25 protein-coding genes and 1 other RNA gene are annotated in these 22,543 nt (G+C 54.9%); 19 read left to right on the top strand and 7 right to left on the bottom strand.

What is annotated here, in order from left to right:
• Positions 1-4 precede the first annotated feature (4 nt).
• The 13 genes from OCV64_RS03635 (at position 5) to OCV64_RS03575 (ending at position 8,838) form a co-directional block, all read left to right on the top strand.
• Positions 5-391, top strand: a complete 387-nt coding sequence (locus OCV64_RS03635; RefSeq protein WP_262669357.1) for a hypothetical protein — start codon at positions 5-7, stop codon at positions 389-391.
• Entirely contained in the window at positions 388-2,439 is a 2,052-nt protein-coding gene (locus OCV64_RS03630) for a hypothetical protein (RefSeq protein ID WP_262669356.1), read from the top strand. The genes OCV64_RS03635 and OCV64_RS03630 overlap by 4 nt, the downstream gene beginning before the upstream one ends.
• 11 nt (positions 2,440-2,450) lie before the next feature.
• Positions 2,451-2,621: a hypothetical protein gene (locus tag OCV64_RS03625; RefSeq protein WP_262669355.1), complete on the top strand. Its 171-nt coding sequence runs from the start codon at positions 2,451-2,453 to the stop codon at positions 2,619-2,621.
• Positions 2,618-3,265 carry a hypothetical protein gene (locus OCV64_RS03620; RefSeq protein ID WP_262669354.1) on the top strand — a complete coding sequence of 216 codons (648 nt, stop codon included), beginning with the start codon at positions 2,618-2,620 and terminating at the stop codon, positions 3,263-3,265. The genes OCV64_RS03625 and OCV64_RS03620 overlap by 4 nt, the downstream gene beginning before the upstream one ends.
• Positions 3,266-3,278: 13 nt before the next feature.
• Positions 3,279-4,448 (top strand): hypothetical protein, encoded by a 1,170-nt coding sequence (locus OCV64_RS03615; protein WP_262669353.1) that lies wholly within the window; start codon positions 3,279-3,281, stop codon positions 4,446-4,448.
• A gap of 11 nt (positions 4,449-4,459) precedes the next feature.
• Complete coding sequence (locus OCV64_RS03610) at positions 4,460-5,314, top strand: hypothetical protein (RefSeq protein ID WP_262669352.1); 855 nt, start codon at positions 4,460-4,462, stop codon at positions 5,312-5,314.
• Positions 5,311-6,390, top strand: coding sequence for a hypothetical protein (locus tag OCV64_RS03605; protein WP_262669351.1), 1,080 nt, complete (start codon positions 5,311-5,313; stop codon positions 6,388-6,390). Before OCV64_RS03610 ends, OCV64_RS03605 begins: the two co-directional genes overlap by 4 nt.
• 117 nt (positions 6,391-6,507) lie before the next feature.
• Complete coding sequence (locus tag OCV64_RS03600) at positions 6,508-6,828, top strand: hypothetical protein (protein ID WP_262669350.1); 321 nt, start codon at positions 6,508-6,510, stop codon at positions 6,826-6,828.
• Positions 6,825-7,112, top strand: coding sequence for a hypothetical protein (locus OCV64_RS03595; protein WP_262669349.1), 288 nt, complete (start codon positions 6,825-6,827; stop codon positions 7,110-7,112). The genes OCV64_RS03600 and OCV64_RS03595 overlap by 4 nt, the downstream gene beginning before the upstream one ends.
• 31 nt (positions 7,113-7,143) lie before the next feature.
• On the top strand, positions 7,144-7,488 hold the full coding sequence (locus OCV64_RS03590; RefSeq protein WP_262669348.1) for a hypothetical protein: 345 nt from the start codon (positions 7,144-7,146) through the stop codon (positions 7,486-7,488).
• Between the two features lie 14 nt (positions 7,489-7,502).
• A complete protein-coding gene (locus OCV64_RS03585) occupies positions 7,503-7,763 on the top strand; it encodes a phage holin family protein (protein WP_186853532.1) in 261 nt (86 codons plus the stop codon).
• Positions 7,764-7,796: 33 nt separating this feature from the next.
• Complete coding sequence (locus OCV64_RS03580) at positions 7,797-8,063, top strand: hypothetical protein (protein WP_262669347.1); 267 nt, start codon at positions 7,797-7,799, stop codon at positions 8,061-8,063.
• Positions 8,056-8,838 (top strand): N-acetylmuramoyl-L-alanine amidase family protein, encoded by a 783-nt coding sequence (locus tag OCV64_RS03575; protein ID WP_186852829.1) that lies wholly within the window; start codon positions 8,056-8,058, stop codon positions 8,836-8,838. The genes OCV64_RS03580 and OCV64_RS03575 overlap by 8 nt, the downstream gene beginning before the upstream one ends.
• A 42-nt stretch (positions 8,839-8,880) precedes the next feature.
• On the opposite strand, the gene OCV64_RS03570 is transcribed toward OCV64_RS03575, so the two are convergent.
• Positions 8,881-9,138 carry a helix-turn-helix domain-containing protein gene (locus tag OCV64_RS03570; protein WP_186852828.1) on the bottom strand — a complete coding sequence of 86 codons (258 nt, stop codon included), beginning with the start codon at positions 9,136-9,138 and terminating at the stop codon, positions 8,881-8,883.
• Between the two features lie 409 nt (positions 9,139-9,547).
• Complete coding sequence (locus tag OCV64_RS16145) at positions 9,548-9,910, bottom strand: sporulation initiation factor Spo0A C-terminal domain-containing protein (RefSeq protein WP_186852827.1); 363 nt, start codon at positions 9,908-9,910, stop codon at positions 9,548-9,550.
• 593 nt (positions 9,911-10,503) lie between these two features.
• Here OCV64_RS16145 and OCV64_RS03565 point away from each other — a divergent pair.
• Complete coding sequence (locus tag OCV64_RS03565) at positions 10,504-11,886, top strand: vWA domain-containing protein (protein WP_147570877.1); 1,383 nt, start codon at positions 10,504-10,506, stop codon at positions 11,884-11,886.
• 192 nt (positions 11,887-12,078) lie between these two features.
• On the opposite strand, the gene OCV64_RS03560 is transcribed toward OCV64_RS03565, so the two are convergent.
• From OCV64_RS03560 to OCV64_RS03540, 5 genes are all read right to left on the bottom strand, one after another.
• Positions 12,079-12,960, bottom strand: coding sequence for a DNA/RNA non-specific endonuclease (locus tag OCV64_RS03560; protein ID WP_147570876.1), 882 nt, complete (start codon positions 12,958-12,960; stop codon positions 12,079-12,081).
• 72 nt (positions 12,961-13,032) lie between these two features.
• The gene (locus OCV64_RS03555) at positions 13,033-14,553 is read right to left on the bottom strand and encodes a peptidylprolyl isomerase (RefSeq protein WP_262669346.1); all 1,521 of its coding nucleotides are present in this window, start codon (positions 14,551-14,553) and stop codon (positions 13,033-13,035) included.
• Positions 14,554-14,768: 215 nt separating this feature from the next.
• Positions 14,769-14,967: non-coding RNA, 6S RNA (gene ssrS, locus OCV64_RS03550), on the bottom strand.
• Between the two features lie 4 nt (positions 14,968-14,971).
• The gene (locus tag OCV64_RS03545) at positions 14,972-15,286 is read right to left on the bottom strand and encodes a DUF1292 domain-containing protein (protein WP_240286927.1); all 315 of its coding nucleotides are present in this window, start codon (positions 15,284-15,286) and stop codon (positions 14,972-14,974) included.
• Positions 15,279-15,419 (bottom strand): hypothetical protein, encoded by a 141-nt coding sequence (locus OCV64_RS03540; protein WP_262669345.1) that lies wholly within the window; start codon positions 15,417-15,419, stop codon positions 15,279-15,281. The genes OCV64_RS03545 and OCV64_RS03540 overlap by 8 nt, the downstream gene beginning before the upstream one ends.
• 179 nt (positions 15,420-15,598) lie before the next feature.
• Between OCV64_RS03540 and OCV64_RS03535 the strand changes: the two genes are divergently transcribed.
• The 5 genes from OCV64_RS03535 to OCV64_RS03515 all read left to right on the top strand — a co-directional run bounded on the left by OCV64_RS03535 (position 15,599) and on the right by OCV64_RS03515 (position 22,468).
• A complete protein-coding gene (locus OCV64_RS03535) occupies positions 15,599-18,259 on the top strand; it encodes a transglycosylase domain-containing protein (protein WP_147570873.1) in 2,661 nt (886 codons plus the stop codon).
• A 206-nt stretch (positions 18,260-18,465) separates the two neighbouring features.
• Entirely contained in the window at positions 18,466-18,906 is a 441-nt protein-coding gene (locus tag OCV64_RS03530) for an ACT domain-containing protein (RefSeq protein ID WP_147570872.1), read from the top strand.
• Between the two features lie 34 nt (positions 18,907-18,940).
• A complete protein-coding gene (locus OCV64_RS03525) occupies positions 18,941-20,152 on the top strand; it encodes a homoserine dehydrogenase (protein WP_147570871.1) in 1,212 nt (403 codons plus the stop codon).
• 123 nt (positions 20,153-20,275) lie between these two features.
• Complete coding sequence (locus OCV64_RS03520) at positions 20,276-21,502, top strand: aspartate kinase (protein WP_240286929.1); 1,227 nt, start codon at positions 20,276-20,278, stop codon at positions 21,500-21,502.
• A 195-nt stretch (positions 21,503-21,697) separates the two neighbouring features.
• Positions 21,698-22,468, top strand: a complete 771-nt coding sequence (locus tag OCV64_RS03515) for a hypothetical protein (protein ID WP_147570869.1) — start codon at positions 21,698-21,700, stop codon at positions 22,466-22,468.
• The last annotated feature ends 75 nt before the right edge of the window (positions 22,469-22,543 follow it).

The following is a 22,543-nucleotide window of genomic DNA, read 5'->3' as shown; positions in this document are numbered from 1 at the left end:
GGCTATGGATAATATTTTCACCATAGACGGGGTCGGATACAACGTAGGCGTAGAATCTATTGCCCGTAAAGCCAGACTCTCAGATGGGCCAAACGCAGACAACGCTCTTTCTGGTTATCACTGGAGAGACCTCCAGGGAACTTTTTTTGACTACACATTCCAACTTTCTGCTGATGGGATGAGCCGTGATGACTATGACTCTCTTTATGAGGTACTGACATCCCCGGTGGATAGTCACACTGTTGTGGCACCCTACGGGCAAACCACACTATCTTATGAGGCCTATATAGAGGTCGTTGAGGATACGGTGGAATATATGGATGATGGGACATGCTGGGGCGGTTTGACCGTCACATTTTACGCCAGGGAGCCAAAGAAGGTGCCGACATGAATCAGCTTGTTTATAACGGAAAGACATTTTACCAAAAGGATATCTTTTCGGGGAATGTGCATATCGCTATGTCTCTTCGCTCATCCTCTCTGGAGGTCAATACACTATCCGCTGAGGCCCGTGACCCGGATGGAGTGTTTATTGGATTCGCTCGAAATACACCCTTAAAATGGATCTACAATGGCGCCCAGCGAGGGATATTTTACCTTCAAGAAGTAGAGCGAGTTGGTCCTAGCAGATATAGTCTTTACGCTACATCCGCCATTGGTATTTTAACTGAGGGACAACATTATGGAGGAATATACACCGGGCAAACAGCGCAGGAAGTTATTGCCAGCATCTGTGGTACAGTCCCTTTTTCAATCCAAAACAAATACGCAGACGTTAAGCTATATGGTTGGTTGCCTGTTGCTACACAGCGGGACAACCTGGTCCAAGTCCTGATAGCGATTGGAGCATGGATCAAAACGGATTTGGATGGCGTTTTACGCATTGAAAGCCTGTGGGATGGCATCTCTGGAAATATCAATGAGGATTATATGCTGGTGGGAGCGAAAGCCCCGGAAACAGCAAAAATAACCCAGGTGGTAGTCACAGAACACCAATATGTGGAGGGCGGAGAGGAAACCAAGCTGTTTGAAGGAACTGCCCAGCAAGGGGATATTATCACATTTAATAGCCCGATGTATGAGCTGGTTGCTGATGGCTTCTCTATCTTGGAGAGCGGGGCCAACTACGCAAAGGTTTCTGGCGGCTCTGGCACGCTGAAAGGGAGAGCGTATATCCATAACACCAGAGAGGTGGTAAGGGATGTATCTGAGGCGGCAGAGCCTAACATTAAAACGGTGAAGGACGCAACGCTGGTCAGTCTGGTCAATTCCACGGCGGTGGCGGAGCGGCTGGCCAACTATTTTCAGTGGACGGAAACGATACAGGCCCCCATCGTATACCAGGGAGAGGTGCCGGGCAACCGTGTTGCGACATGGCATCCTTATGACAAAACGGGAGTCACCGCCTGTCTGGAATCCGCTGACATCAACCTGTCCAACACGTTGAAAGCGGACGAAACGTTGCTGGTTGGATTTGTGCCGCCGAAAGCAAGCGCCGAATACTACGATACAATGGAACTCATAGATGAGGACACTACATGGACCGTTCCTGATGGCGTGACCTCGCTTCGTGTAGTTTTAATTGGCGGCGGAAGCGGCGGCAGTGGAGGAGCGTCAGGAGAAGATGGCGGGCGAGGAATATTTGGAACGAAGGGAAGAGGCAAAGGTGGCTCCGGGGGAGTAAAAGGAGAAGCGGGAGCAGGAGGAAAGATATATCAAAATAATATTACAGTTTCTCCAGGGAATGCATTTCAAGTCCATATAGGGAATGGAGGAACTGGCGGGAACGGGGGAGAAGCACCGGCGAATGGCTCGGATGGTGGCGATACAACATTTGGCGAGTTATCGTCATTAAATGGAAGTCGTAGTGAAAGTGGATTTTACGAACAGACCAGCGGCATTACATACGCAAAGCCAGGAGAGGCTGGTATCCCCGGAGGAAATGGAGACGGAGCCAATTCCACAGCAGAGAATGTAATATATAAGGGAGTAACCTATACACCTGGCGATACGGTAAGAGGAGAAACCTATGAGGGATATGTTGCATCTGGTGGCGGCGGTGGCGGTGCCTCTGCTGGAGAAAACGGAAAAGATGGAACGATAGGAAGAGTTAGTACACAACCATACGCAACTGGTGGAGATGGTGGAGATGGTGGAACACCTGTAAGCGGAGAAAATGCAACCATCTATGGCTTCGGAGGCTCTGGAGGTCATGGTGGCGGCGGCGGTGGCGGTGGCGGTAACTGTACCGGTGCGGAAGATAGATATACTTGGGAAGGTGCTGGAGGCTCTGGAGGTATTGGTTCAAAGGGTGGCAACGGATATCAAGGCTGTGTGATTCTTTATTACTCCGCCCCTAAATTAACCGCATCCGGCCCCGTAATGGACCGCACTGGCCGCTTTATTCTGGACAAGCTGGGCCGAAGATTCGTTGTGTGAGGTGAGATACCATGACAATAGAAGAGAGGCTGTCCGCCCTGGAACAGAGGATTTCTACCATGGAGTTACAGGCGCTTGCAGAAAAAACACCTACAAGCTATTACACCAGTAAATATAGTGGGGAAGAGATAGACGCACTTCTGGATAAGGTGGCCGCTATGACACAGGAGGTTGGCGTATGATTTACATGACCGATTGGAATATCTGTACGCCGCCCGGTTTTTCCCTTGGATTTGAGGGTGATAATGAGGTCACGTCTCTGGAAATATCCACTGACCTGCCGGAAGGGTGGGACCTGAAGGTGGACGTGGAGAAGGATGGGCAGAAGAACATCATCCAGCTTTCCCGAGATGGGGAAGTGTACAGCGCTCTGCTTACCGCCTCCATGCTGGCGGATGACGGTACATACGCCATGCAGGTTCGGGGCACTCTGGGTGACCAGGTGCGGCACAGCAACCTGTTTTATGCCACGGTGTTTAATAGCATCAATGCGGTAGACGCATTCCCGCCGCCCCTGCCCTCCGAGTTTGAGCAGATGGAGGACCGTCTGACAGACATTAACAATAATCCGCCAAAACCCGGCACAAACGGGACATGGCTCATTTTTAACCCGGATTCCGGGGAATATGAGGAATCAGATATACCATTACCAGAGGGCGGCGGTGGTGGCTATAGGATCGGCCACGGCCTGCTGCTGGACAGAGAAACGAATACGCTCTCTGTAAATGCGGTGAGCGACTTCGAGGGGGACAACACCCTTCCCATTACTGCGGCGGCGGTGCAGGATACTGTTGGAAATATCGAGATCCTTTTAGGGACGATTTGAAAGGTGGTAAAAAATGAGCGTAGCAACTGAAATCAGCCGCATCCAAACCGCACGAAATACGATCCGTGCGAAAGCGGTAGAGCTTGGTATTGGCACGAGCGTTGACACATTGGACAAGCTGGCGACAGAGATCGAGGGTATTGAAAACCGGGGCGCTGTATCGGCGCAAGTCCAGGAGGGCGATACATACACCATCCCGAAGGGCTACCATAACGGCAGTGGCACGGTGTCCGGTGTGGCTGGCGGTGGAAACTATAACCTCCAGAGCAAGAGTGTTACGCCTACCAAGGTTCAGCAGAACGTGACTCCAGACCCCGGTTATTACGGACTGTCTGATGTGACGGTAGCTCCGATTCCCGATAGTTACCAGGATGTGTCTGCTGTGACCACCACTGTGGCTGACGTGCTGACTGGAAAGGTATTTGTAGATAAGACGGGTAAGGTTTCTACCGGCACCATGCCAAACAATGGGGCCGCAAATAAAACCCTTACAGCGGAGGAACCATCATACACCATCCCAAAGGGGTACCATGCTGGTACTGGTAAGGTGCAGATTGTCCCAGAGACGAAAACCGTCACGCCTACAAAGTCCGAGCAGACTGTGGAGGCAACAGAGGGCAAGGTGCTTTCCTCTGTCACCGTAGGGGCTATCCCAGAGGAGTTTGTAGACACAACAGACGCCACCGCAGAGGCTGGACAAATCCTCGATGGGGAAACTGCCTATGTTGGCGGCAGCAAGGTCACAGGTACGATGCCAGATAATGGGGCAGTTACCCAAACGCTGACCGTTGCGGCTCCATCCTATACGATTCCGGCAGGACACCATGACGGCGCTGGAACAGTATCTATCACGCTGGAGGAAAAGACCGCAACCCCCAGTAAGTCCGCCCAGACGATTGCGCCAACCACAGGAAAGGTGCTGTCTAAGGTTACCGTTGGAGCCATTCCAGCCGCATATCAGGACGTAAGCGGAGTAACGGCTGCTGCGGCTGATGTGCTGACTGGTAAGAAGATCGTAGATGCGAAAGGCACATTGGTATCCGGCTCCATGGCGAATAACGGCGCTGTTTCCGGTACCATCGATGGCCTGACCACGACCTCATATTCTGTGCCTGCCGGGTACACCTCCGGGGGCAGCGTGAGCTTGACCAGTGACATTGAGGAAGCCCTTGCGGCCATCTGAGGAGGTGCGGCATGAGCGTACAGAGCGAGATTGACCGCATCAAGAAGAATGTGAATGACACGCTGAAAACTATTAGTGATACCGGCGTGACAGTTGGGGCTGGTAGTGATGCCCTCCCCGTCGCCGCCGCTGCCCTGGCAAATGAGAAGCAGGATAAACTCACTGGTACACAGGGCCAGGTGGTCGGCTTTGACAGCGGGGGTAACGCCGTGCCACAGGATGCGCCACAATCTGGCATGACACAGGAACAGGCCGACCAGAGGTATCTCCAGTTGAGCGGAGGGACCATGACGGGGGAGTTGGTGCTGGAGGTTGTTGAGTCCCCTGATCCGGTAGACGAAGGTACAGATCACAGAGTGCAGTTAGTTGTGAATGGAGATTTTTTGGGTCTTGAGAAGTTACCGCTGATCGGGATTTCTAGTAATCATAATACGGCATATATGTTTGCAAACCCAGGGGAGTTTGATGCGGTATCCGGAGAATCTGGCGTTATTCAACGGGTAAACTGCGGAGGTGTGGTTTTTTATAACGTCGGAGGTGCGCTTAGAACTGGCCTTGTAGAAAATGACGCTTACCTACCTACGATGGAAGATGTAAAAACGGAAATCAGACCAAAATCCACCCTGGTTACCCTCCCCCTCTCCGCCTGGTCCAACAACACCCAGACTGTTACAGTTCCGGGCGTACTTGCGGATGAGAGTAAACAGTTGATTCAGCCAATGCCGACGATTGCGGACCAAGCGGTGTATTCTGCCGCTGGGATATCCTGCACGGGACAGGCGGCCAACAAATTGACATTCAAGGCGCAGACGGTGCCGACAGAAGATGTGCAGGTTTATGTGGTAATTCAGGAGGTAAGGACATGATTTTTAGTTGTCCTGCAAAACCGTTCCCTCCTCCTCCCAAAATCTACGGTGTAGAGTGGGACTGGACCAGCAACGGCTCCACCAAGGGCAAACGTACTGATGGTTCCGCACAGTTTGCCGAGCCCTCCCCCGCCGCCAACAACGGCTCCGGCTCTTCCCCATTTGACAACCTGTACCCGTGGAAGGACATGACCAAAACGACCCGGATCGGGGGCGTGATGGTGAAAGAGCCCAAATACTGGTACAAGTGGACCAAGACGGGGAAGAAGCTGAAACTGCAAATTGCGGACCAGCAGGTTGATGGATTCCATGTAGATCCCGTCAACATGGACCGTGGGGACGGCCTTGGGGAGCTGGACTGCTCTTATATCGGTCGTTACCACTGCGCAAGTGGAACCTACAAGTCTGAGACAAACAAGGCCCAGCAGGTAGACATTACCCGGAGCCAGGCTCGGTCGAGTATTCACAATCTGGGCTCTCATATCTGGCAGATGGACTTTGCTCAGATGTGGTATGTAAATATGCTGTTCCTGGTAGAGTTTGCGGACTGGAACGGCGAGCGCATCGGCCGGGGCTGTTCGGCCAGCGGCTCCAAGGAGAACAACGGCAAGACGGACACCATGCAGTACCACACGGGAACCACGGCGGCCAGCCGGGATTCCTACGGATTCTGCCAGTACCGGAACATCGAGGGCTGGTGGGACAACGTGTACGACTGGATGGACGGGTGCTATTACAACAGCAGCGGCCTGAACGTCATCAAGAATCCCAATCAGTTCAGCGACAGCGCCAACGGGGTTCTGGTGGGCAGGCCGACCAGCGGCTACCCCAGCGATTTCGCCATCCCGACTCAAAGCAATCTGGAGTGGGCGCTTTACCCCACCGAATCTTCTGGCAGTACGACTACCTATGTCCCGGATGGCTGGAATTTCAACGGTGGTAGCCCGTGCCTGTACCATGGCAGTGACTATTACCACCACCAGAATTACGGGCCTTTCTATGTGAACGGTTACAGTAGGTCGTACTCTGACTTCACCATCGGCTGTCGCCTCCAGGAGCGCCCGCCGAAAACTTAGAAAATCACCATACTCCAATAATAGAAGGTTTACGCATTATGTATAACTTTATTGCATTAAAGCGTCGGGACAACATATACCCCAAAAATTGTTTGATTTGATGAAAGGCAGTGCGGCATGATACTGAATCCAGTGGTACAGTGCGGCGGAGAAACTACTACAGTTACTATAAAAAGCCGTGATACAATATCAAGCCCTGATTATGGTATACATTATGTTACTTCGGACGGAACAAAAGGCTATGCCCCACTTAACTCTACAGAATTTACTATATCAGTAGCTAAAAACTCTTTTATCCTTCCACTAATGATAGGAGATGTAAGACAAGCCTCATTAAGCGGAGCATTAGAAGTGGTTGCAAATTCGGAGGTATATACTCGTGGTGGCCATACGACCAATTTGGTATATGTATCTGGAGACGGGGTGATTACAGCATGATACTGAACCCGGTGATACAAGGTGGGGGCGGCGGTGCAAATCTCGTGACTGCAACACTGGATTTTGAGCCGAAAAATGGTGTAACATACACGTTTCTGGATGAAAATGGAACGCCTAAGCAAATCGATGGGACGGGAGTCTATTCCATGCAGGCGGGGATTTTGATTGCCGAATTTGATGTGTCACGCTCTTCGCCCTTTTTCTCTGGTGACATTTCTCAAATTAAAATTATTGGCCAAGTTGGAGCCGCTTATCATGTGACTGGAGATTTCAGGATTTATTAACCAATAGTTTAAGATGGAAAGGCGGTGTGCCATGCCACCGGATTGCAATGATTGTCCCATGGAATCCCGTATCGCTAACCTGGAACGGCGAGTAGAAAAGAACGAACAGAAATCCTCTGAGACGCACAAAGAATTTTATAATCGGGTCCGGGCCTTGGAGATCGCCCGTGCAGAGCAGGGCCAGCAGTACACAACGATACTCGAAAAGCTGGAGGACCTGACGGGTAAAGTGAGCGCACTGTCCAAGGGATTGTCAGACATTCAGGCAGAGCCTGGACGAACCTGGAAAGATCTGAAAGGCAAAATAAGTTGGGCCGTAATTGCGGCGGTTATTACAGCGGTTATGGCCTTTCTGTTAGACAAGATAGGTCTTTGAGAGGGGGTGAAAATATGGACTTTGGAATCGCATCCGTGGCGGCCATTACCGTCATCTGTTATCTGGTGGGACTGATCGTCAAATCGTCTGGCCTGGATAACAAGTACATCCCGGCTATCGTGGGCCTGTGCGGCGGCGTTCTGGGCGTGGCGGCCCTGTATACCGGCCTCCAGGACTTCCCGGCGACGGACCCGCTGACCGCCGTTGCCGTGGGCATTGTAAGCGGTCTGGCGGCAACTGGTGTTAACCAGGCCATCAAGCAGATGAAGGAATAACAACATATTTTTGACTACAAAGGAGATTGAACTATGAACACCGAACTACTGTATGAACTGTACGAAATCACTGAGAAGAACGACGCCCCCGATTTGGCTACCGTAGGCATGCCTATGCTCCGGGAGAAGCACCCTGAGATTACCCATGAGGAGGCCAAGGAGATTCGTGAGTTTACTGGCCGCCACGGCCAGGAGCTGGCCGCCGCCTTCCCTGACAAGGAGGCGTTTGAGGCCGCCGTTGAGGCTGGCATCCAGGCTGACAAAGAGGCCGCCGAGCAGGCGGAGCAGGAGCATGAGTAACCCACTCTTTGCTATTGATGCGGGCCACTACATAGATACCCCGGGGAAACGGTGCTTGAAAAGCATCGACCCCGGGGAGACCCGGGAGTGGGTCCTGAACAGCCGAATTGCTGACAAGGTGCAGGAGCGCCTGAGAGGCTATCGTTGCGCTACCATGCGGGTGGATGACGTGACCGGGGAGAAGGAGATCTCCCTATCCAAAAGGGTGGCGCTGGCCAACCAAGCGGATGCGGACCTGTATCTGTCCTTCCATCACAATGCGGGCATCCACGGCGGCTCTGGCGGGGGCTGTGTGGTCTATGTGGCTCCCGTAGCGCAGGAGCAGTCCATAGTGGTCCAGAAGGCTATATACGAGTCCGTGGTGGCCGCTACGGGGTTGCGGGGCAACCGGGCCAATCCCATGGCACGGGCGAGCCTTTATGTATTGCGGCACACCACCATGCCCGCCGTGCTGGTGGAGTTCGGCTTTATGGACAGCACCACCGACACTCCGATCATCCTGACAGATGAGTTTGCAGAGCAGGCGGCTTGCGGAGTGGTGTCTGCTCTGATTAGCTTATATGATCTCAAAGAAGAAGGGGATGAAACTGTGACATACGAGCAGTGGAAGGAGTACATGGACCGCTATCTGGCCGAGCGAGCGGAGCTACCGGCCAATGAGTGGGCACAGGCTGGACTGGAACAGGCAAAAGTGAAAGGCATCACAGACGGCACCAGGCCACAGAGCTTTGCTACCCGCCAGGAGGTGGCGTTAATGGTCAAGGTGGTTAAGTGACAACAAAAAGAAAGAGGCCAGGGAATGATCCCTGGCCTTTCTCTACTCTCTATTACATTCTGTTATACCTAACAACCATAGTGGATCTACATTCAACGCAGTTGCGAGAAGCGGAATCTCAAAATCGGGAACGATGCGCTCCCCTGTTTCAATTCGGCTGATTGCCTTCTGTGTAAGACCATGCCCATTAAGCTGGATTATAGCGGCCAGTTTCTCTTGTGATAATCCCGCCTTTTCCCGAGCAAGGCGGACCCTTTCACCACAACAGTTGCACTTTCCATTCCATGTTAACAATCGCATACTATCAATCCTATCCCAAAAGTGACTATTTCGGGATTGACACTAACACACTTTTTATGCTATTATTATGCCAAAGATGACTAAATATTATGAATTATGTGTGTTTTGGAGGAGTGAAGGATGGTTTGCCCAAAATGTGGAAGTAATAGTATTAATGTTCAAATGGTATCGGAAACGCAGTTACTTACCAAACACCGTGGCATTTTCTGGTGGATTTGTATTGGTTGGTGGTGGCTTCCAGTTAAATGGTGTTGTTTTACTGTACTTGCATTGATAGCTAAGATTTTTGCCCCTCGTAAATACAAAACTAAAATTATACATAAATCTATGTGGGTATGTCAGACCTGTGGATACCATTGGCAGGCATAAAGAAGAACCGGACAGGAGAATCCTCCTGTCCGGCCAGTGGTTACCTGTCCAGGATGTAACGAATATATGCTGCTACCAAGTCAATAAACTCTAAGTTTGTGGGGCGCTTTTCTAAGGTATAGCCCGCCATCTTATTCAGTTCATCTCTGCCGTAGCTGTCCCAGCAGGCGCAAATCGCAGTACGGATTGCCCGCTCGACCCTGGTATCTTTATCACTAAATTCTGCGGCTATTTCGGGGTAAAGAACTTTCGTGATAAGATCAGTCCGGTAAGGGTCTTTTACGGTTACTGTAAGGGCATACCTCAAGAAGCGAAAACCTTTCAACTTTCCGCTGATTCGGAGGCGGCGTAGAGTTCGCTCTACAACAATGTGCAAATCGCTACATTCCTGTATAGGGTCCATGGTTATAGGCATGACGTTTCAATCCTTTCTATCTTTATGCGGGATACGCCATGCCTCTGGGGAGGTCCGCGGCATTGTCTTAGCGGGCCTCTCGATTTTTTTGCTATATCACACAAGATGCAACACAATTATACCACAAAAACCGAAAACCATTGTGCCACAATTACTTTGTGCTTTTGTTGGCGGGTTCGACTCCCGCCTCGCGCACCACGTCGGAGCAAACGTCATATCGTTTGCTCCGACTTTTTTTATAAAAAGTCAGAGCGCACCCATTTTATTGCTCCTCCTTTCCAAATCACAACCGCTGCGCTGGGCTGCGATTTGGCGTCGCCGCTTTGCGGCGTTTTTTTGATTTTGCAGAAATATCGGCTTTAACTGTCCTTTTCGTTTTGGCCTCGTCAGTTTCTGCTCGGTTCCACCCTTGGGAATAAAATTACGCAGGCTGATAGAGCTGCCCTGTCTCCCTCAGGAGGGCCGCCCTGTATGCAACTGCGCTCTGAAATAGGACAAACCGGCGACGCCCTATGGTGTCATGGTCTACCGCGGTCACATAGACTGTGATGGGGCAACCCCCAGAAGGGAGTAATACAACAATGGGTATTACCAATTCCAATAAGGTGATCAATATGGAGCGCATCGACTGTGATGGGTCTCTGAAGGTTACTCTGGCGCTTACCGCCGCGCCCGATATTGTCACTAATCCCACCGACATCGCTCTGGTGCTGGACCGATCCGGTAGCATGACCGGCGAGCCGCTGGCCAGCATGAAAACTGGTGCCAAGACGTTTATCGATATCATCTCCGAGTCCACTGGAGGCCAGGCGTCGGGAGAGATTGGCTCCGGCAGCCGCATCGGCATCGTCAGTTTTTCCAGCACAGCCGTGCAGGACACCCAGCTGATCACCTCTGTGGCAACACTGAAGAACGCCGTAGACGCTCTGTCGGCCGGCGGCAGCACCAACCACGCCGACGCCTTTACGAAGGCCATCTCGCTATTTGATCCCAGTTCCAGCAACGCCAAGGTCATTGTCATGTTCACCGATGGAAACACCACGGCTGGAGCTCCTCCTGCTCCTGTGGCCGCCGCGGCCCGTGCGCAGGGCATCATCATCTACTGCATTGGTCTGGTCGGGTCGGACGGAGTAGATGTGGGAGTGCTGAACGACTGGGCCAGCGACCCGGCTGCGACCCATGTAGCCGTCACACCTGACACAGCGGACCTGGAGGAGCTCTTTGCGGAGCTAGCCGCCAATATTTCGAAGACAGGAGCCACCAATATTGTGATCAATGAGAAGGTGACGGATGACTTTGTGGTCACCAGTGTTCTGAATCCGACGGTGGGCAGCGCCACCATGCTCAATTCCACCTCTCTGCGCTGGACCATCCCCGAATTGGGTGTTTCCGCTCCTGAGAGCGCCACACTGGAATTCTATGTCCGCCATGTGGGGCAGAATCCCGGCACCAAGTTGGTCAATGAATCTATCACCTACTCCGATACCGAGGGGAATGTAGTGGATTTCCCAGAGCCCGCTGTGGCCGTGGAATGTGATGTAGTGGTCAATCCGGAGGAATGTCCTCTCCCGGTAGATCTGACGATCCAGAGCTGTTCGGATGCCGTAGTAGTAGATACGGGGGATGTCTATCTGGAGTCTATGGGAACGATTCTGCAGATGGATGTGACGGTGAAAAACGTTTGCCCCCAAAAGCGGGTCGCTTTGGCCGTTATCCTTACCGAGGTAGATGAGAACGGTACGGAGTATCAGCGGGGGACGAAGGCTGTGACCATCCCGGCCCACAGTTACCCCTCCTGCCGGGATGTACTGGTTAAGTGCATCAAGTTTGTGGTTCCCAAGGACCTGGATGTGTCCGGCGGATCGACCCAGACGATGTGCAGCCCGCGTCAGTTTAAAGCCCGCTTTATTGCCCACAATATCGACAGCGACTACCGCTGCTGTGAGTCCGTTTTGACTCTATAAAACGGATGCCAGCCCAGCAGACCACCGCCAGACAGCGGTGGTACATAGGGAGCTATCTAAATAAATGCAGTCGATCCGCTTGAGAAACAAGCGGATTTTCGGTTTTTAGGCCGTCATTTGCCCTTCCGTCTAAAAAGAAGAGGTACGCATACGGCGTACCTCTTCTTTCACTTATAGGACAGCCCCGTGGAGTCAAGGCTTACATGAGCCACAGGGACTGTAGCCGCGCTGGATCAGCTCCTCCCGGCCGCCGGAATATTCCTGGTAGTTGCCGGGACTTATCTGATTCACACTGCCGCAGGACGGGAGATGGAACTTCATGGAATTGGTATTGAGGACATAACGTCCTGTCTCTCCCTGGGAGGGGGCAGGAGGATCCTCCTCGGAGCGCCAGCTCTCGCCGGTGGCGTAGTCGATGGTCACTCCAGGCTGGACGTTGTAGCAGAAGACACAGAAGGAGAGGCCTGCCCCCTCGTCCTCTACGGAGAAAGCCTCCATCAGGACACCGTCAGCCACCAAATTGTCCCCCTGGAAGATGGGAGTGACCCGGTAGAGCACATGGCAGCCCGTGTCATCCACATAGTCGTCCACCATATCCTCAAAGGGGAGCATCCCCTCCACATTCATATAGCGGGTGCCGGTAATCAGATTTTCCTCATTGGCGTTTTCCCCGGCCAGCTGAAAGCCGATGAGATGGCACCGGTTGTATAGATACTTCCCATCCACCAGGTCGTCATAACGGACCGTGTGCCAGCCGGAGGGCTTTACCATCCCAATCTCTCCCCGCTCCTCTGTTGGCATGATGTCAAGGCAGACATTGGCCCAGGCGGCGCCGCAGCGGCCCAGGGAGTCCAACGGGCTGTATCTCTCAAAGGGCTCGGTGGTCAGATCATCGGGGGAGAAGTAGGGAAGGCCGCCGTTTACCTCCGCATAGGCCTGTCCGGAGTAGGACGGGATATCGGAGGGAGAGAAGCCGTCGCCCGTTAGGACCGGGGCAGGCGCTCCGCAGGAGGCCAAGGAGAGCAGCAGGAGCAGGCCGGTGAGCCATCGGGAAAGCGTTTTACCAGTTATCATGGTGATATCCTCTCTATCTATAACAGAAAGGGCACAGACATCCGTCTGTGCCCTTCTCTTCGGTGGAACCGCTTACTGGACGAACTTGGCGGCAAAGCCCAGAGCGGCCTCGTAGCCCTCGGCCGCGCTCTCCTCCCAGGCGGTCTGGTCTTCAGTGCGCAGGCTGTTGTCAGCGGTCTGCTGCCAGACAGGGTCCTTCTGGGCCACAAAATAGAGGATCTGATAGCCTTCCGCCTCCGTATCCTGGATCACGGTGGTGTCACCAGGCTGGCGAGCGGGGTCCAGGGCCCAGTTGGTGTAGACCGCGTCAGAAGTGAGGGCGGTCAGATTGGTCATCAGGCCGCCTCCTGTGGCGGACACAGGGTCCTTGCTGTTGGAAGCAGCCAGGTCAGCGAAGCTGTCCTCAGTGGCGTCGCCGCTCTGCCACTGGGCCAACAGGTCCTCGGCAGAGGACTTGGCCTCGTCGTCGGAGTCGGCAGTCACCAGAATGTTGCGGATGTCAGCGGCAGCTCCATCGTTGCGCTGGCGGTCCTCAAAGCGGACCACATAATAGTAATAGCTGGATCCGCCGTCATACTCGGCCAGAGTCACGTCGCCGGCCTTGCGGGCACTATCAAAGGCCCAATCGGTATAAGAGGAGTTGACGCTGGAGCCGGTTTGGACGCGGGAAACAGCGTCGGAATAGAGGTCCTCGCTGTACTGAGCAGCCAGATCAGCAGGCTCCTCGCCGGCCTCCATCTTAGCCAGGATCTCCTCGGCCTTGGCCTTGACCTCGGCCTTAGCCTCCTCCAGAGCGGCGGCCTGCTCCTCCTCGGTCATCTCAATGGTGTCGCCGTTCTCGTCCGTGGTGTTGACGCTGGCACGGAGCGCCAACTGGCTGGTGGTAAAGGTGTCCAGAGCGTCCTTGTTTTCCTGGTAGTAGGACTCATAATCGGCCTGGGAATAGGTGTAGGCGGCTTTGTTGGTGCTGGCATAGTCGGACACCAGGGCTTCCCGCTCCAGAAGCTCCAGCAGGTGGTCATAGGTCATATAGGGCCCGTAGTTGCTGCGGATCATCTCGTTGCGGGTGTTGTACTGCCCCACCCAGGCGTTGTTCAGGGTGGTGACCGTCTCGTCCAGGGCAGCCTGACCGTCCTCACTTATGGCATAGCCCTCGGCCACGGCCTTGTCGTAGAGGGCGGTGATGGTGGTCAGATAGTCCACCGCCCCGTCCAGCAGATGGTCATACCAGGTGTCGCCGGTTTCCTGGTCATAGACCTGGTCCTTGGGGTCCTTGGTATAATCAAAACCGGTCTGCAGGCCATACATGGCGTATTGCAGGGTGTTCTGATACATGACATTATAGTAGTACTGCAGGTCGGCCGCGGAATACTTGGTGTCTTGGATGGTGACAGCGGTCATGGACCGCTGGATCAGTCCGCTGTTCAAGACCAAGGTCACAGCGATAGCCGCCACACAGATGACGCCGACCACAGCGTACAGGATGGAGCTGCGGCGGTCAGCCTTCTGTTTGCGCTGGCGCTCCTGGACCCGCTCGTCCGGCCCCTGGCTGGTCTGACCCTGGCGGGTCTTCTTTTCTCTGGATGCACTCACAGTTGTTTCAGTCCTCTCGTTGTGTTCAATGGGAGCCGGCCCAGAGGCGGCCCCACGCCCCTGGCAAGGCAGGGACGGCCTGAACTATTATACAGGAAAGCGGCCTGCCTTTCAAGTGTCAGACGGGGAAAAGTAAGGGTTTTACACTTTATTCACGTTTTTTAGGACGAAAAGAGGCCGCGGTCATAAGACCGCGGCCCAGTTCCAAGCGTTCTATATACCCCGCTCTGGCCGTGTGAGCCCGTTTAAAACCTGCACGAATGGCAGGTGGGTCGCCTCCACACCGCTTTGCCGCTTCCAACTTCCAATCCACCTCAAAGGGGGACCGGGAGGCCTGCGACCCACGGTGTGAGGGGGCGTCCCGTTTAAAAAATGTGGGTTTAAAAGAGCCCATCACGCACCGAGCAGGAAAGATCGCTTATTCCTCGTCCTCTTCCTCAAAAAAACGCTCCATAAACAGGTTATAGACCGTATCCAGTTCCTCGTCAGAGTCTGGGGTGGACAACAGTTCCTCGCCATTTTCCACGATGGCCTTCATGATGACCAGCCCGTACTCCTCATCATCGGCATCCACATCGACTGGCTCTCCGGTCTCCTCGTCCTCTGCCACGGCGGGGAACATGGCATAGTAAGTGACACCATTGTGCTCTAGGGTATCGACTAATTCCAGTTCGAACTCGTTGCCCTCTTCGTCGGTGACGGAGATGAAATCTGGGCCGAACTCTTCACTCATAGCAAGCTACCTCCAGCTCTTTCTTCTTCTCTATTTTAACCCGGTGAGAGGAAAAATGCAAGGGCTGGAGGATGTAAAATTTCGCCTGGGTAAAAAGCTGGGGACGGGACACAGCGAGAACGGCCCGTCCCATGGGGAGTGCTCCGGAAAGGGCTTATCCGGGATTATGGGTGGACAAATGGAAAGAATATGCTATAATGGTATCTGTATCATGCCGTTTTTGCCCTTTGGGGAAGCGCGGTGTTGAGCAGTAGTTATCCACCAAGACCATCGGAGCGCGGGGGACAGCCCGCCCCGGTTGGAGGTAGCAACGTGTCTGATCAAAACAACAATAACTCTCTATACGAAAACAGTGAATACCCCTCCCGCCAGCGCCGGACAGCCGACCAGCATCCCCGCCGACGGCCCAGAAAGAAGCGAGGGAGCACGGGCAACACCATCCTAAAGGTGCTGGGCACCCTGTTTCTGGTAGGCCTGTGCACTGGCGCTGTGCTGTGCTGCTTTGGTGCCTACTATGTCCAGACGGTCATTCTACCCGAGGTAGAGGTGAGCATGGACGACTTCCAACTGGGTGAGAATAGCGTCATGTACTACCAGGACAAAGAGACGGGCCGGTATGTGGAGATGACCACCCTGCTCAGTAGTACCAGCTCCGTTTGGGTGGACCTGGAGGAGATGCCGAAATATCTGCCCCAGGCCGCTGTAGCCATTGAGGATCAGCGGTTTTACACCCACCCGGGGGTGGACTGGAAGCGGACGGCCAAAGCTGTTCTGGATATGTTCCTGGGCAACGACATCTCCGGCGGCTCTACCATCACCCAGCAACTCATCAAAAACATGACAGACTATAACGAGACCACGGTGAAGCGGAAGGTCACCGAGATATTTCGCGCCATCCGCTTTACCCAGAACAACAGCAAGGATGACACCCTGGAGATGTATTTGAATATCATCCCCCTGGGGGCAGGCTGTGAGGGGGTAGGCTCCGCCTCGCTGAAGTACTTTGGCAAGCCGGTGAGCGAGCTGACACTGGCTGAGTGCGCCAGCCTGGTGGGCATCACCAACAACCCCTCTAAGTACGGCCCCTATTCCTTCGCCAAGTCTAAAACCAGCACCGGTGAGGTGTGGGATGCCCGGCAGTGGAACAAGTACCGCCAGGAGGTCATCTTGGGGGAGATGCTCAAGCAGGGGATGATCTCCCAGGAGGAGCACGACGAGGCCGTGGCCCAGGAGCTGGTCTTTGTCCGGGCCGAGGGCGAGGAGGCGGAGACCGAGATCTACAACTGGTACGAGGAGACAGTCATCTCCGATGTTCGGGCGGACCTGAAGGAAAAATATGGCTTTTCTGACTCCCGGCTGGATCAGATCATGGCCCGCGGCGGTCTGCGGATCTACACCTGTATGGACCCTGAGATTCAGGCCATTGCTGAGGCGGTGTACGAGGACCGGGCCAATCTGAATTATACCTCTAAGAGCGGCCAGCAGATGCAGTCCTCCATCACCATCATCGACAATGAGACCGGGGACGTGGCGGCTATCGTGGGCCGCTTTGGAGAGAAGACAGAGAACCGGGGCATGAACTACGCCAACGCCGCCAAGCGGCAGCCCGGCTCCTCCATCAAGCCTCTGACGGTCTACGCCCCTGCGCTGGAGAAGGGGCTGTTATCCCCCATCTCCGTGCTGGACGACTATCCCTATGATACAAGAACAGGCTCCGCCTGGCCCCTGAACTCCGGCGGGAACCGCTACCGGGGCCTGACCACCCTGAAGGACGGCCTGATGCGGTCAGCCAACACTATCGCGGTCCGGGTGGTGGCCGACTATGTTACCCCTCAGGAGAGCTTTTCCTTTGGCAAGGACAAGTTCAAACTGGATCTGGTGGACGCGGTCCAGTCTGGGGACCAGATCATGAGTGATATCGATATCTCCCCCATGGCCATGGGCGGCCTGACCGCCGGCGTGTCCAGCCGAACAATGGCCCAGGCTTATGCCACTTTCCCCAGCGCCGGGGTTTACACCTATTCCAGGACCTATACCCGGGTGACCCAGCTGGTGGACGGGGAGGAAGTGGTCCTGCTGGAGAATGAGCCAGAGAAGGAGCAGGTGCTGAAGGAGAGCACCGCCTATTATATGAACACCATGCTCCAGCGGGTCATCAGCGGAAGTGGGGTCAGCGGCGACGGCCATACGGGCTATGAGGCGGCTTTGTCCGGAATGCGGGCGGCTGGCAAGACCGGTACCACCTCCGACAACTTTGACCGGTGGTTCGTGGGCTATACCCCCTACTATACTGCCGCCGTCTGGACCGGCTATGAGCAGAATGAGAAGATGAAGACCGGAAGCGCCAACCCGGCGGCCGTGCTGTGGAAAAAGGTGATGAGCCAGGTCCACGAGGGGCTGGAGAACAAGAAGTTCCCTGAGGTTTCCGGGCTGAAGCAGGTCACCTACTGCCTGGACAGCGGACTGCTGGCTGGTGAATACTGCGCCCTGGACCCAAGGGGCAGCCGGGTGGCTACCGATTATATTTTCCCGGAAGATTATCCCGATGGCCGGACCTGTACCGTCCACACCGCTGAGAGCGTGGTCAAGGTGTGTGTGGACAGCCCAATCCTCAACGAGGATGGCACGGAGACCGGCCTGTACCACATCGCTGGTCCCTACTGCCCCGAGGAGAGCCTGCGGGAGGTCTGCTACCCCAACTACGAGCGTGAGAAGGTGGGCTCCGCCGTAGCCCAGGATGAGATGTACCGCTTCGACGTGGTGGAGGCCCAGGGGACCTGTACTGTCCACACCGAGGCCCCGGTGGTGCAGCCTGATCCCAGTGATCCCAACTTTCCATGGGATCCAAGCCAGCCGGTGGACCCCAATGATCCGGGGTCTGGGAGCCAGACTGACCCCAGTGGATCAGGGAGCGGATCGGGTTCCGACAGTCCTCCGCCCTCCCAGGATATCCCCCAAGACCAGTGGCCATGAATCGGAACGGCTCAGACGCCGCGGAGAGACACTCCGCGGCGTCTGTCTGGACTCTGTCAAAAATGACGGAGATGGCCGAGAATAGTCGAGGGAATTTTAGCGTTTCCCCATAGGGTTTTTCGTTGCATCCTGCCTCTGAGTGTGTTACAATAGACCACATCACAGAAACAGATGACCGTATCAGATGGACAGACAGAGGTGTGGACATGAGTGGACCAGCAAAATATTTTATTGTAGAGGCGGACTCCATGCCGGAGATATTCCGAAAAGTGGCAGAGGCCAAGCGGCTGCTGGAAACAGGGGAGGAGAGCACCGTCAATGGTGCGGCCCGGACCGTGGGCATCAGCCGCAGCGCCTTCTACAAATATAAGGACGCGGTTCGGCCCTTCCACGATATGCTCCATGGGCGCATCGTCACCTTCCAGATTCTGCTGAAGGACGAACCGGGTATTCTGTCAGGGGCCCTCAACGTGCTGGCGGGGACCAGGGTAAACATCCTGACTATCAATCAAAACATCCCAGTCAATGGCTGCGCTGTGGTCACCATTACCGCGGAGACCTCCGCACTCCAGGACTCACTGGAGGACGTGCTGAACAGCCTGTCGGCCGGCGAGGGGGTCATCCGATGCGAGATACTGGCAGGCTGACTTTTGGGAACAAATCAAACAAGGTGGGATTACTATGGTTAATGTAGCACTTCTGGGCTTTGGTACAGTAGGCTCCGGTGTGGCCGAGGTGCTGACCAGAAACGGCGGCTTGATCGACAGCCGGGTGGATGACTTGGTCCGGCTGAAATATATTATGAGAGCCAGAGAGGTCTTTGACGGGCCCTATCAAGATTTATTCGTCAAGGACTTCTCAATCATCGAGCAGGACCCCCAGGTGGATATTGTGGTGGAAACCATTGGGGGGACCGGAGCGGCCCTGGACTATACCACCCGGGCCTTAAAGGCGGGAAAGAGCGTTGTCACCGCCAATAAGGAGCTGGTGGCCACCCACGGCTATGAGCTGCTCCAGTTGGCCAAGGAGCACGGAGTGAGCTATCTCTTTGAGGCCAGCGTAGGGGGCGGTATCCCCATCCTCCGCCCCCTGACTTCCTGTCTGGCGGCCAACGAGCTGACCCAGGTCGTCGGCATCCTCAATGGCACCACGAACTATATCCTGACCCGAATGATACAGGCGGGCCTCACCTTTGAGCAGGCGCTGAAGGAGGCACAGGACAAAGGATACGCCGAAAAGGACCCCACCGCCGACGTGGATGGGCATGACACCTGCCGGAAAATTTGTATTCTGGCCGCGCTGGCCTTTGGACACCACGTGTATCCAGACCAGGTGCCAACGGAAGGGATACGGCACGTCACCCTAGGGGATGCGGCCTATGCCGACTCCAAAGGCTATAAGATCAAGCTGCTGGGCAGGGCGATCCGCCAGCCTGAGGGTAAGGTGTGCGCCTTTGTGGCCCCCCATCTGGTGGCGGACACAGCCCCTCTGGCCGGGGTGGAGGACGTGTTCAACGCCATCGCCGTCACCGGCAACGCCATCGGTGATGTGATGTTCTATGGCCGGGGAGCGGGTAAGCTGCCCACCGCTTCCGCTGTGGTGGCCGATGTCATTGATATTGCCAAGGACCTGAAGCGGGACCGGCATAACGGCTGGGCCTCCGGGTCTCCGGACCTGGTGGTGTCCGACGACGGCCTGACCTCCAAATGGTACGTCCGGGCCCAGGGTACCATGGACCAGGCCAGACTCGCCTGTGGGGAGATACAGCCTTTGGCCCGCAGTGGCGCGCCTACTTCTGAGGTGGCCTTCCTTACCGCTCCCATGCCCCGGCCGTTGGTGCTGGACAAACTGAGAGGGATGGAGGTGGCCTCCCTGTTCCGGGTGCTGGACTGACGCATAGAATGGCGGGGAGGCTTTGGCTGCAAAGGTAACCGACGGCCACCTTCACCGCTTTTGAGGGACGGTCAGCCGCCCTCATCATAAAATCACCACTTGACCTTTAGGGGGAATCACATAATGTCACTCATTGTACAGAAATTTGGCGGCAGCTCTGTGGCTGACGCTAATAAGCTCCGAAATGTGGCCCGTATCATCACCGATACCTATCAGCGAGGCAACGATGTTGTGGTGGTCCTGTCCGCCCAGGGGGACACCACCGACGACCTGATCGAAAAAGCAAAGGAGCTCAATCCCCACGCTTCCAAGCGGGAGATGGATATGCTCCTGTCCACTGGAGAGCAGATCTCCATTTCCCTGTGCGCCATGTGCATTGAGAGTATGGGTTATCAGGCCATCTCTCTCACGGGCTGGCAGGCAGGGATGCTCACAGATTCGTCTTACAGTAACGCCCGGATCAAGCGAGTGCGCACCGAGCGCATCCAGAAAGAACTGGATAAGAGAAAGATTGTGCTGGTCGCCGGTTTCCAGGGCATTAACAAGTATGACGACATTACCACTCTGGGCCGGGGCGGTTCTGACACCTCGGCGGTGGCGCTGGCCGCCGCGCTCCACGCGGACCTGTGCCAGATCTACACCGATGTGGATGGTGTATATACTGCCGATCCCCGCAGTGTTACAGGGGCAAAAAAGCTGGAGGAGATTACCTTTGACGAGATGCTGGAGCTGGCCAGCTTGGGCGCCCAGGTCCTCCACAACCGCTCGGTGGAGATGGCCAAGCGGTATAACGTCAATCTGGAAGTGCTGTCCAGTTTCAGCGGAAATCCCGGTACAAAAGTCAAGGAGGTTGTCAAAACCATGGAAAAGACCCATGTTAGCGGTGTAGCCAAGGATAAGAATGTAGCCCGGATCGCTCTGGTGGGCCTGGCGGATCAGCCGGGCATCGCCTTTAAGATTTTTTCTCTGCTGGCCAAGGAGAATATCAACGTGGACATCATTCTCCAGTCTATCGGCCGTGACGGCAGCAAGGATATCAGCTTCACGGTAGCACGGGGTGACAGCCAGCGGGCCCGTGAGGTCATGGAGGAAAATAAGGAGGTCATCGGCTGCAAGTCGGTGGAGCTCAATGACCAGATCGCCAAGATCTCCGTCGTGGGTGCGGGTATGGCGAATAACGCCGGTGTGGCCTGCAAGATGTTTGAGGCCCTGTTTTCCGCCGGTATCAATATCAACATGATTTCTACCAGCGAGATCAAGGTGTCTGTCTTGGTGGACGAGCGGGACGCCGAGCGGGCTGTCCAGGCGGTCCATGACCGATTCTTCAGCGAATTTGGCAGCAACGGTTGAGCTCATCTGCCACTCACGTCAGGGCACGGGAAACCGTGTCCTGATTTTTCGTAAAAGATTCTTAAGGATTCTTTTTCCTTTTTTTCTGTTGCAAAAAAACAGCGTATCTGGTACAATAATAATCTGTCTGGACCATAGACAATTTGTCAGACTGTTCCGGGATGCTGTGCCCGGTTGCAAGGAGATTGAACGCAAATGGATAAAAAGCAGAGAGAAGCACGCCGTCACCAGGAGGATATGGCCCTAAATCGGGGACTGCTGTGGGTCGGAGCGGCCATCATCCTGGAGTTCCTGCTGCTGCTCATCAACCGATATTATATCAACTTCCGTGTGGATGAGGCCTCCGTGAACCTGGCTACTACCCTCCATACGCTGCTGAAGGTGGTGCGGATTGGCGGGGCTGTGGCTGCCATACTGTGCCTGGTCTGGTCTGTGCTGCGCTTCCGGAAAGGTGAAAAACTGGTGCTTCCGGTGGTGCTGACCGCTGCTTTTGGCGCTCTGGCCATCTGTGCCCATGTGACTCTGGCATTCAAGGGAACAGGGGTGCGGATGCTGTTCCTGCTGGTTCCTGCTTGGGCCGGCCTGGCTCTAGTGTACTACCTCTACCAGAAGGAGTTTTTCCTCTCCGCCGTGGCGGTGGGGCTGTCCATCCTGGGGCTGTGGTGTGTCCGCTTTGGAGGCGCATTGACACTGGAATCGGGCCTGGTCTTTGTGGGTATCCTGGCAGTGACCGCAGCCGCGCTGTGGCTGAAAAAGAGCGGAGGCACGGTCAAATATGGCGAGCGGGAGCTCCAGTTCCTGAGCAAGAACGCCTCTTACCCTGTGGTGCTGGTCAGTTGCCTGGCCAGTCTGCTGGCACTGGCGGCAGCTATGGCGCTGGGTTCCTTCGTGGCCTACTACCTGATCTTTCTGATGGTAGCTTGGCTGTTTGCCCTGCTGGTCTACTACACAGTCAAGCTGATGTGAAAAAAGTCCCGGCCGGCCTTTTAGAGCGGCTGGGACTTTTTATGTCCAGTACATACTGCCTAAGTGGAAGAACCG

Source organism: Muriventricola aceti (assembly GCF_025567565.1).
Classification (GTDB): Bacteria; Bacillota; Clostridia; order Oscillospirales; family Oscillospiraceae; genus Lawsonibacter; species Lawsonibacter aceti.
The sequence above is the reverse complement of the archived record's forward strand: the minus strand, read 5'-3'. Positions and strand labels throughout refer to the sequence as shown.

Bases quoted from the DNA above. Each gene is read 5' to 3' on its own strand.
- OCV64_RS03615 (WP_262669353.1), top strand. From the start codon at position 3,279: ATGAGCGTAGCAACTGAAATCAGCCGCATCCAAACCGCACGAAATACG.
- OCV64_RS03635 (WP_262669357.1), top strand. From the start codon at position 5: ATGGATAATATTTTCACCATAGACGGGGTCGGATACAACGTAGGCGTA.
- OCV64_RS03575 (WP_186852829.1), top strand. From the start codon at position 8,056: ATGAGTAACCCACTCTTTGCTATTGATGCGGGCCACTACATAGATACC.
- OCV64_RS03625 (WP_262669355.1), top strand. From the start codon at position 2,451: ATGACAATAGAAGAGAGGCTGTCCGCCCTGGAACAGAGGATTTCTACC.
- OCV64_RS03610 (WP_262669352.1), top strand. From the start codon at position 4,460: ATGAGCGTACAGAGCGAGATTGACCGCATCAAGAAGAATGTGAATGAC.
- OCV64_RS16145 (WP_186852827.1), bottom strand. From the start codon at position 9,910: ATGGACCCTATACAGGAATGTAGCGATTTGCACATTGTTGTAGAGCGA.
- OCV64_RS03605 (WP_262669351.1), top strand. From the start codon at position 5,311: ATGATTTTTAGTTGTCCTGCAAAACCGTTCCCTCCTCCTCCCAAAATC.
- OCV64_RS03580 (WP_262669347.1), top strand. From the start codon at position 7,797: ATGAACACCGAACTACTGTATGAACTGTACGAAATCACTGAGAAGAAC.
- OCV64_RS03585 (WP_186853532.1), top strand. From the start codon at position 7,503: ATGGACTTTGGAATCGCATCCGTGGCGGCCATTACCGTCATCTGTTAT.
- OCV64_RS03620 (WP_262669354.1), top strand. From the start codon at position 2,618: ATGATTTACATGACCGATTGGAATATCTGTACGCCGCCCGGTTTTTCC.
- OCV64_RS03600 (WP_262669350.1), top strand. From the start codon at position 6,508: ATGATACTGAATCCAGTGGTACAGTGCGGCGGAGAAACTACTACAGTT.
- OCV64_RS03565 (WP_147570877.1), top strand. From the start codon at position 10,504: ATGGGTATTACCAATTCCAATAAGGTGATCAATATGGAGCGCATCGAC.
- OCV64_RS03520 (WP_240286929.1), top strand. From the start codon at position 20,276: ATGTCACTCATTGTACAGAAATTTGGCGGCAGCTCTGTGGCTGACGCT.
- OCV64_RS03515 (WP_147570869.1), top strand. From the start codon at position 21,698: ATGGATAAAAAGCAGAGAGAAGCACGCCGTCACCAGGAGGATATGGCC.
- OCV64_RS03570 (WP_186852828.1), bottom strand. From the start codon at position 9,138: ATGCGATTGTTAACATGGAATGGAAAGTGCAACTGTTGTGGTGAAAGG.
- OCV64_RS03560 (WP_147570876.1), bottom strand. From the start codon at position 12,960: ATGATAACTGGTAAAACGCTTTCCCGATGGCTCACCGGCCTGCTCCTG.
- OCV64_RS03525 (WP_147570871.1), top strand. From the start codon at position 18,941: ATGGTTAATGTAGCACTTCTGGGCTTTGGTACAGTAGGCTCCGGTGTG.
- OCV64_RS03630 (WP_262669356.1), top strand. From the start codon at position 388: ATGAATCAGCTTGTTTATAACGGAAAGACATTTTACCAAAAGGATATC.
- OCV64_RS03590 (WP_262669348.1), top strand. From the start codon at position 7,144: ATGCCACCGGATTGCAATGATTGTCCCATGGAATCCCGTATCGCTAAC.
- OCV64_RS03545 (WP_240286927.1), bottom strand. From the start codon at position 15,286: ATGAGTGAAGAGTTCGGCCCAGATTTCATCTCCGTCACCGACGAAGAG.
- OCV64_RS03540 (WP_262669345.1), bottom strand. From the start codon at position 15,419: ATGGGACGGGCCGTTCTCGCTGTGTCCCGTCCCCAGCTTTTTACCCAG.
- OCV64_RS03530 (WP_147570872.1), top strand. From the start codon at position 18,466: ATGAGTGGACCAGCAAAATATTTTATTGTAGAGGCGGACTCCATGCCG.
- OCV64_RS03595 (WP_262669349.1), top strand. From the start codon at position 6,825: ATGATACTGAACCCGGTGATACAAGGTGGGGGCGGCGGTGCAAATCTC.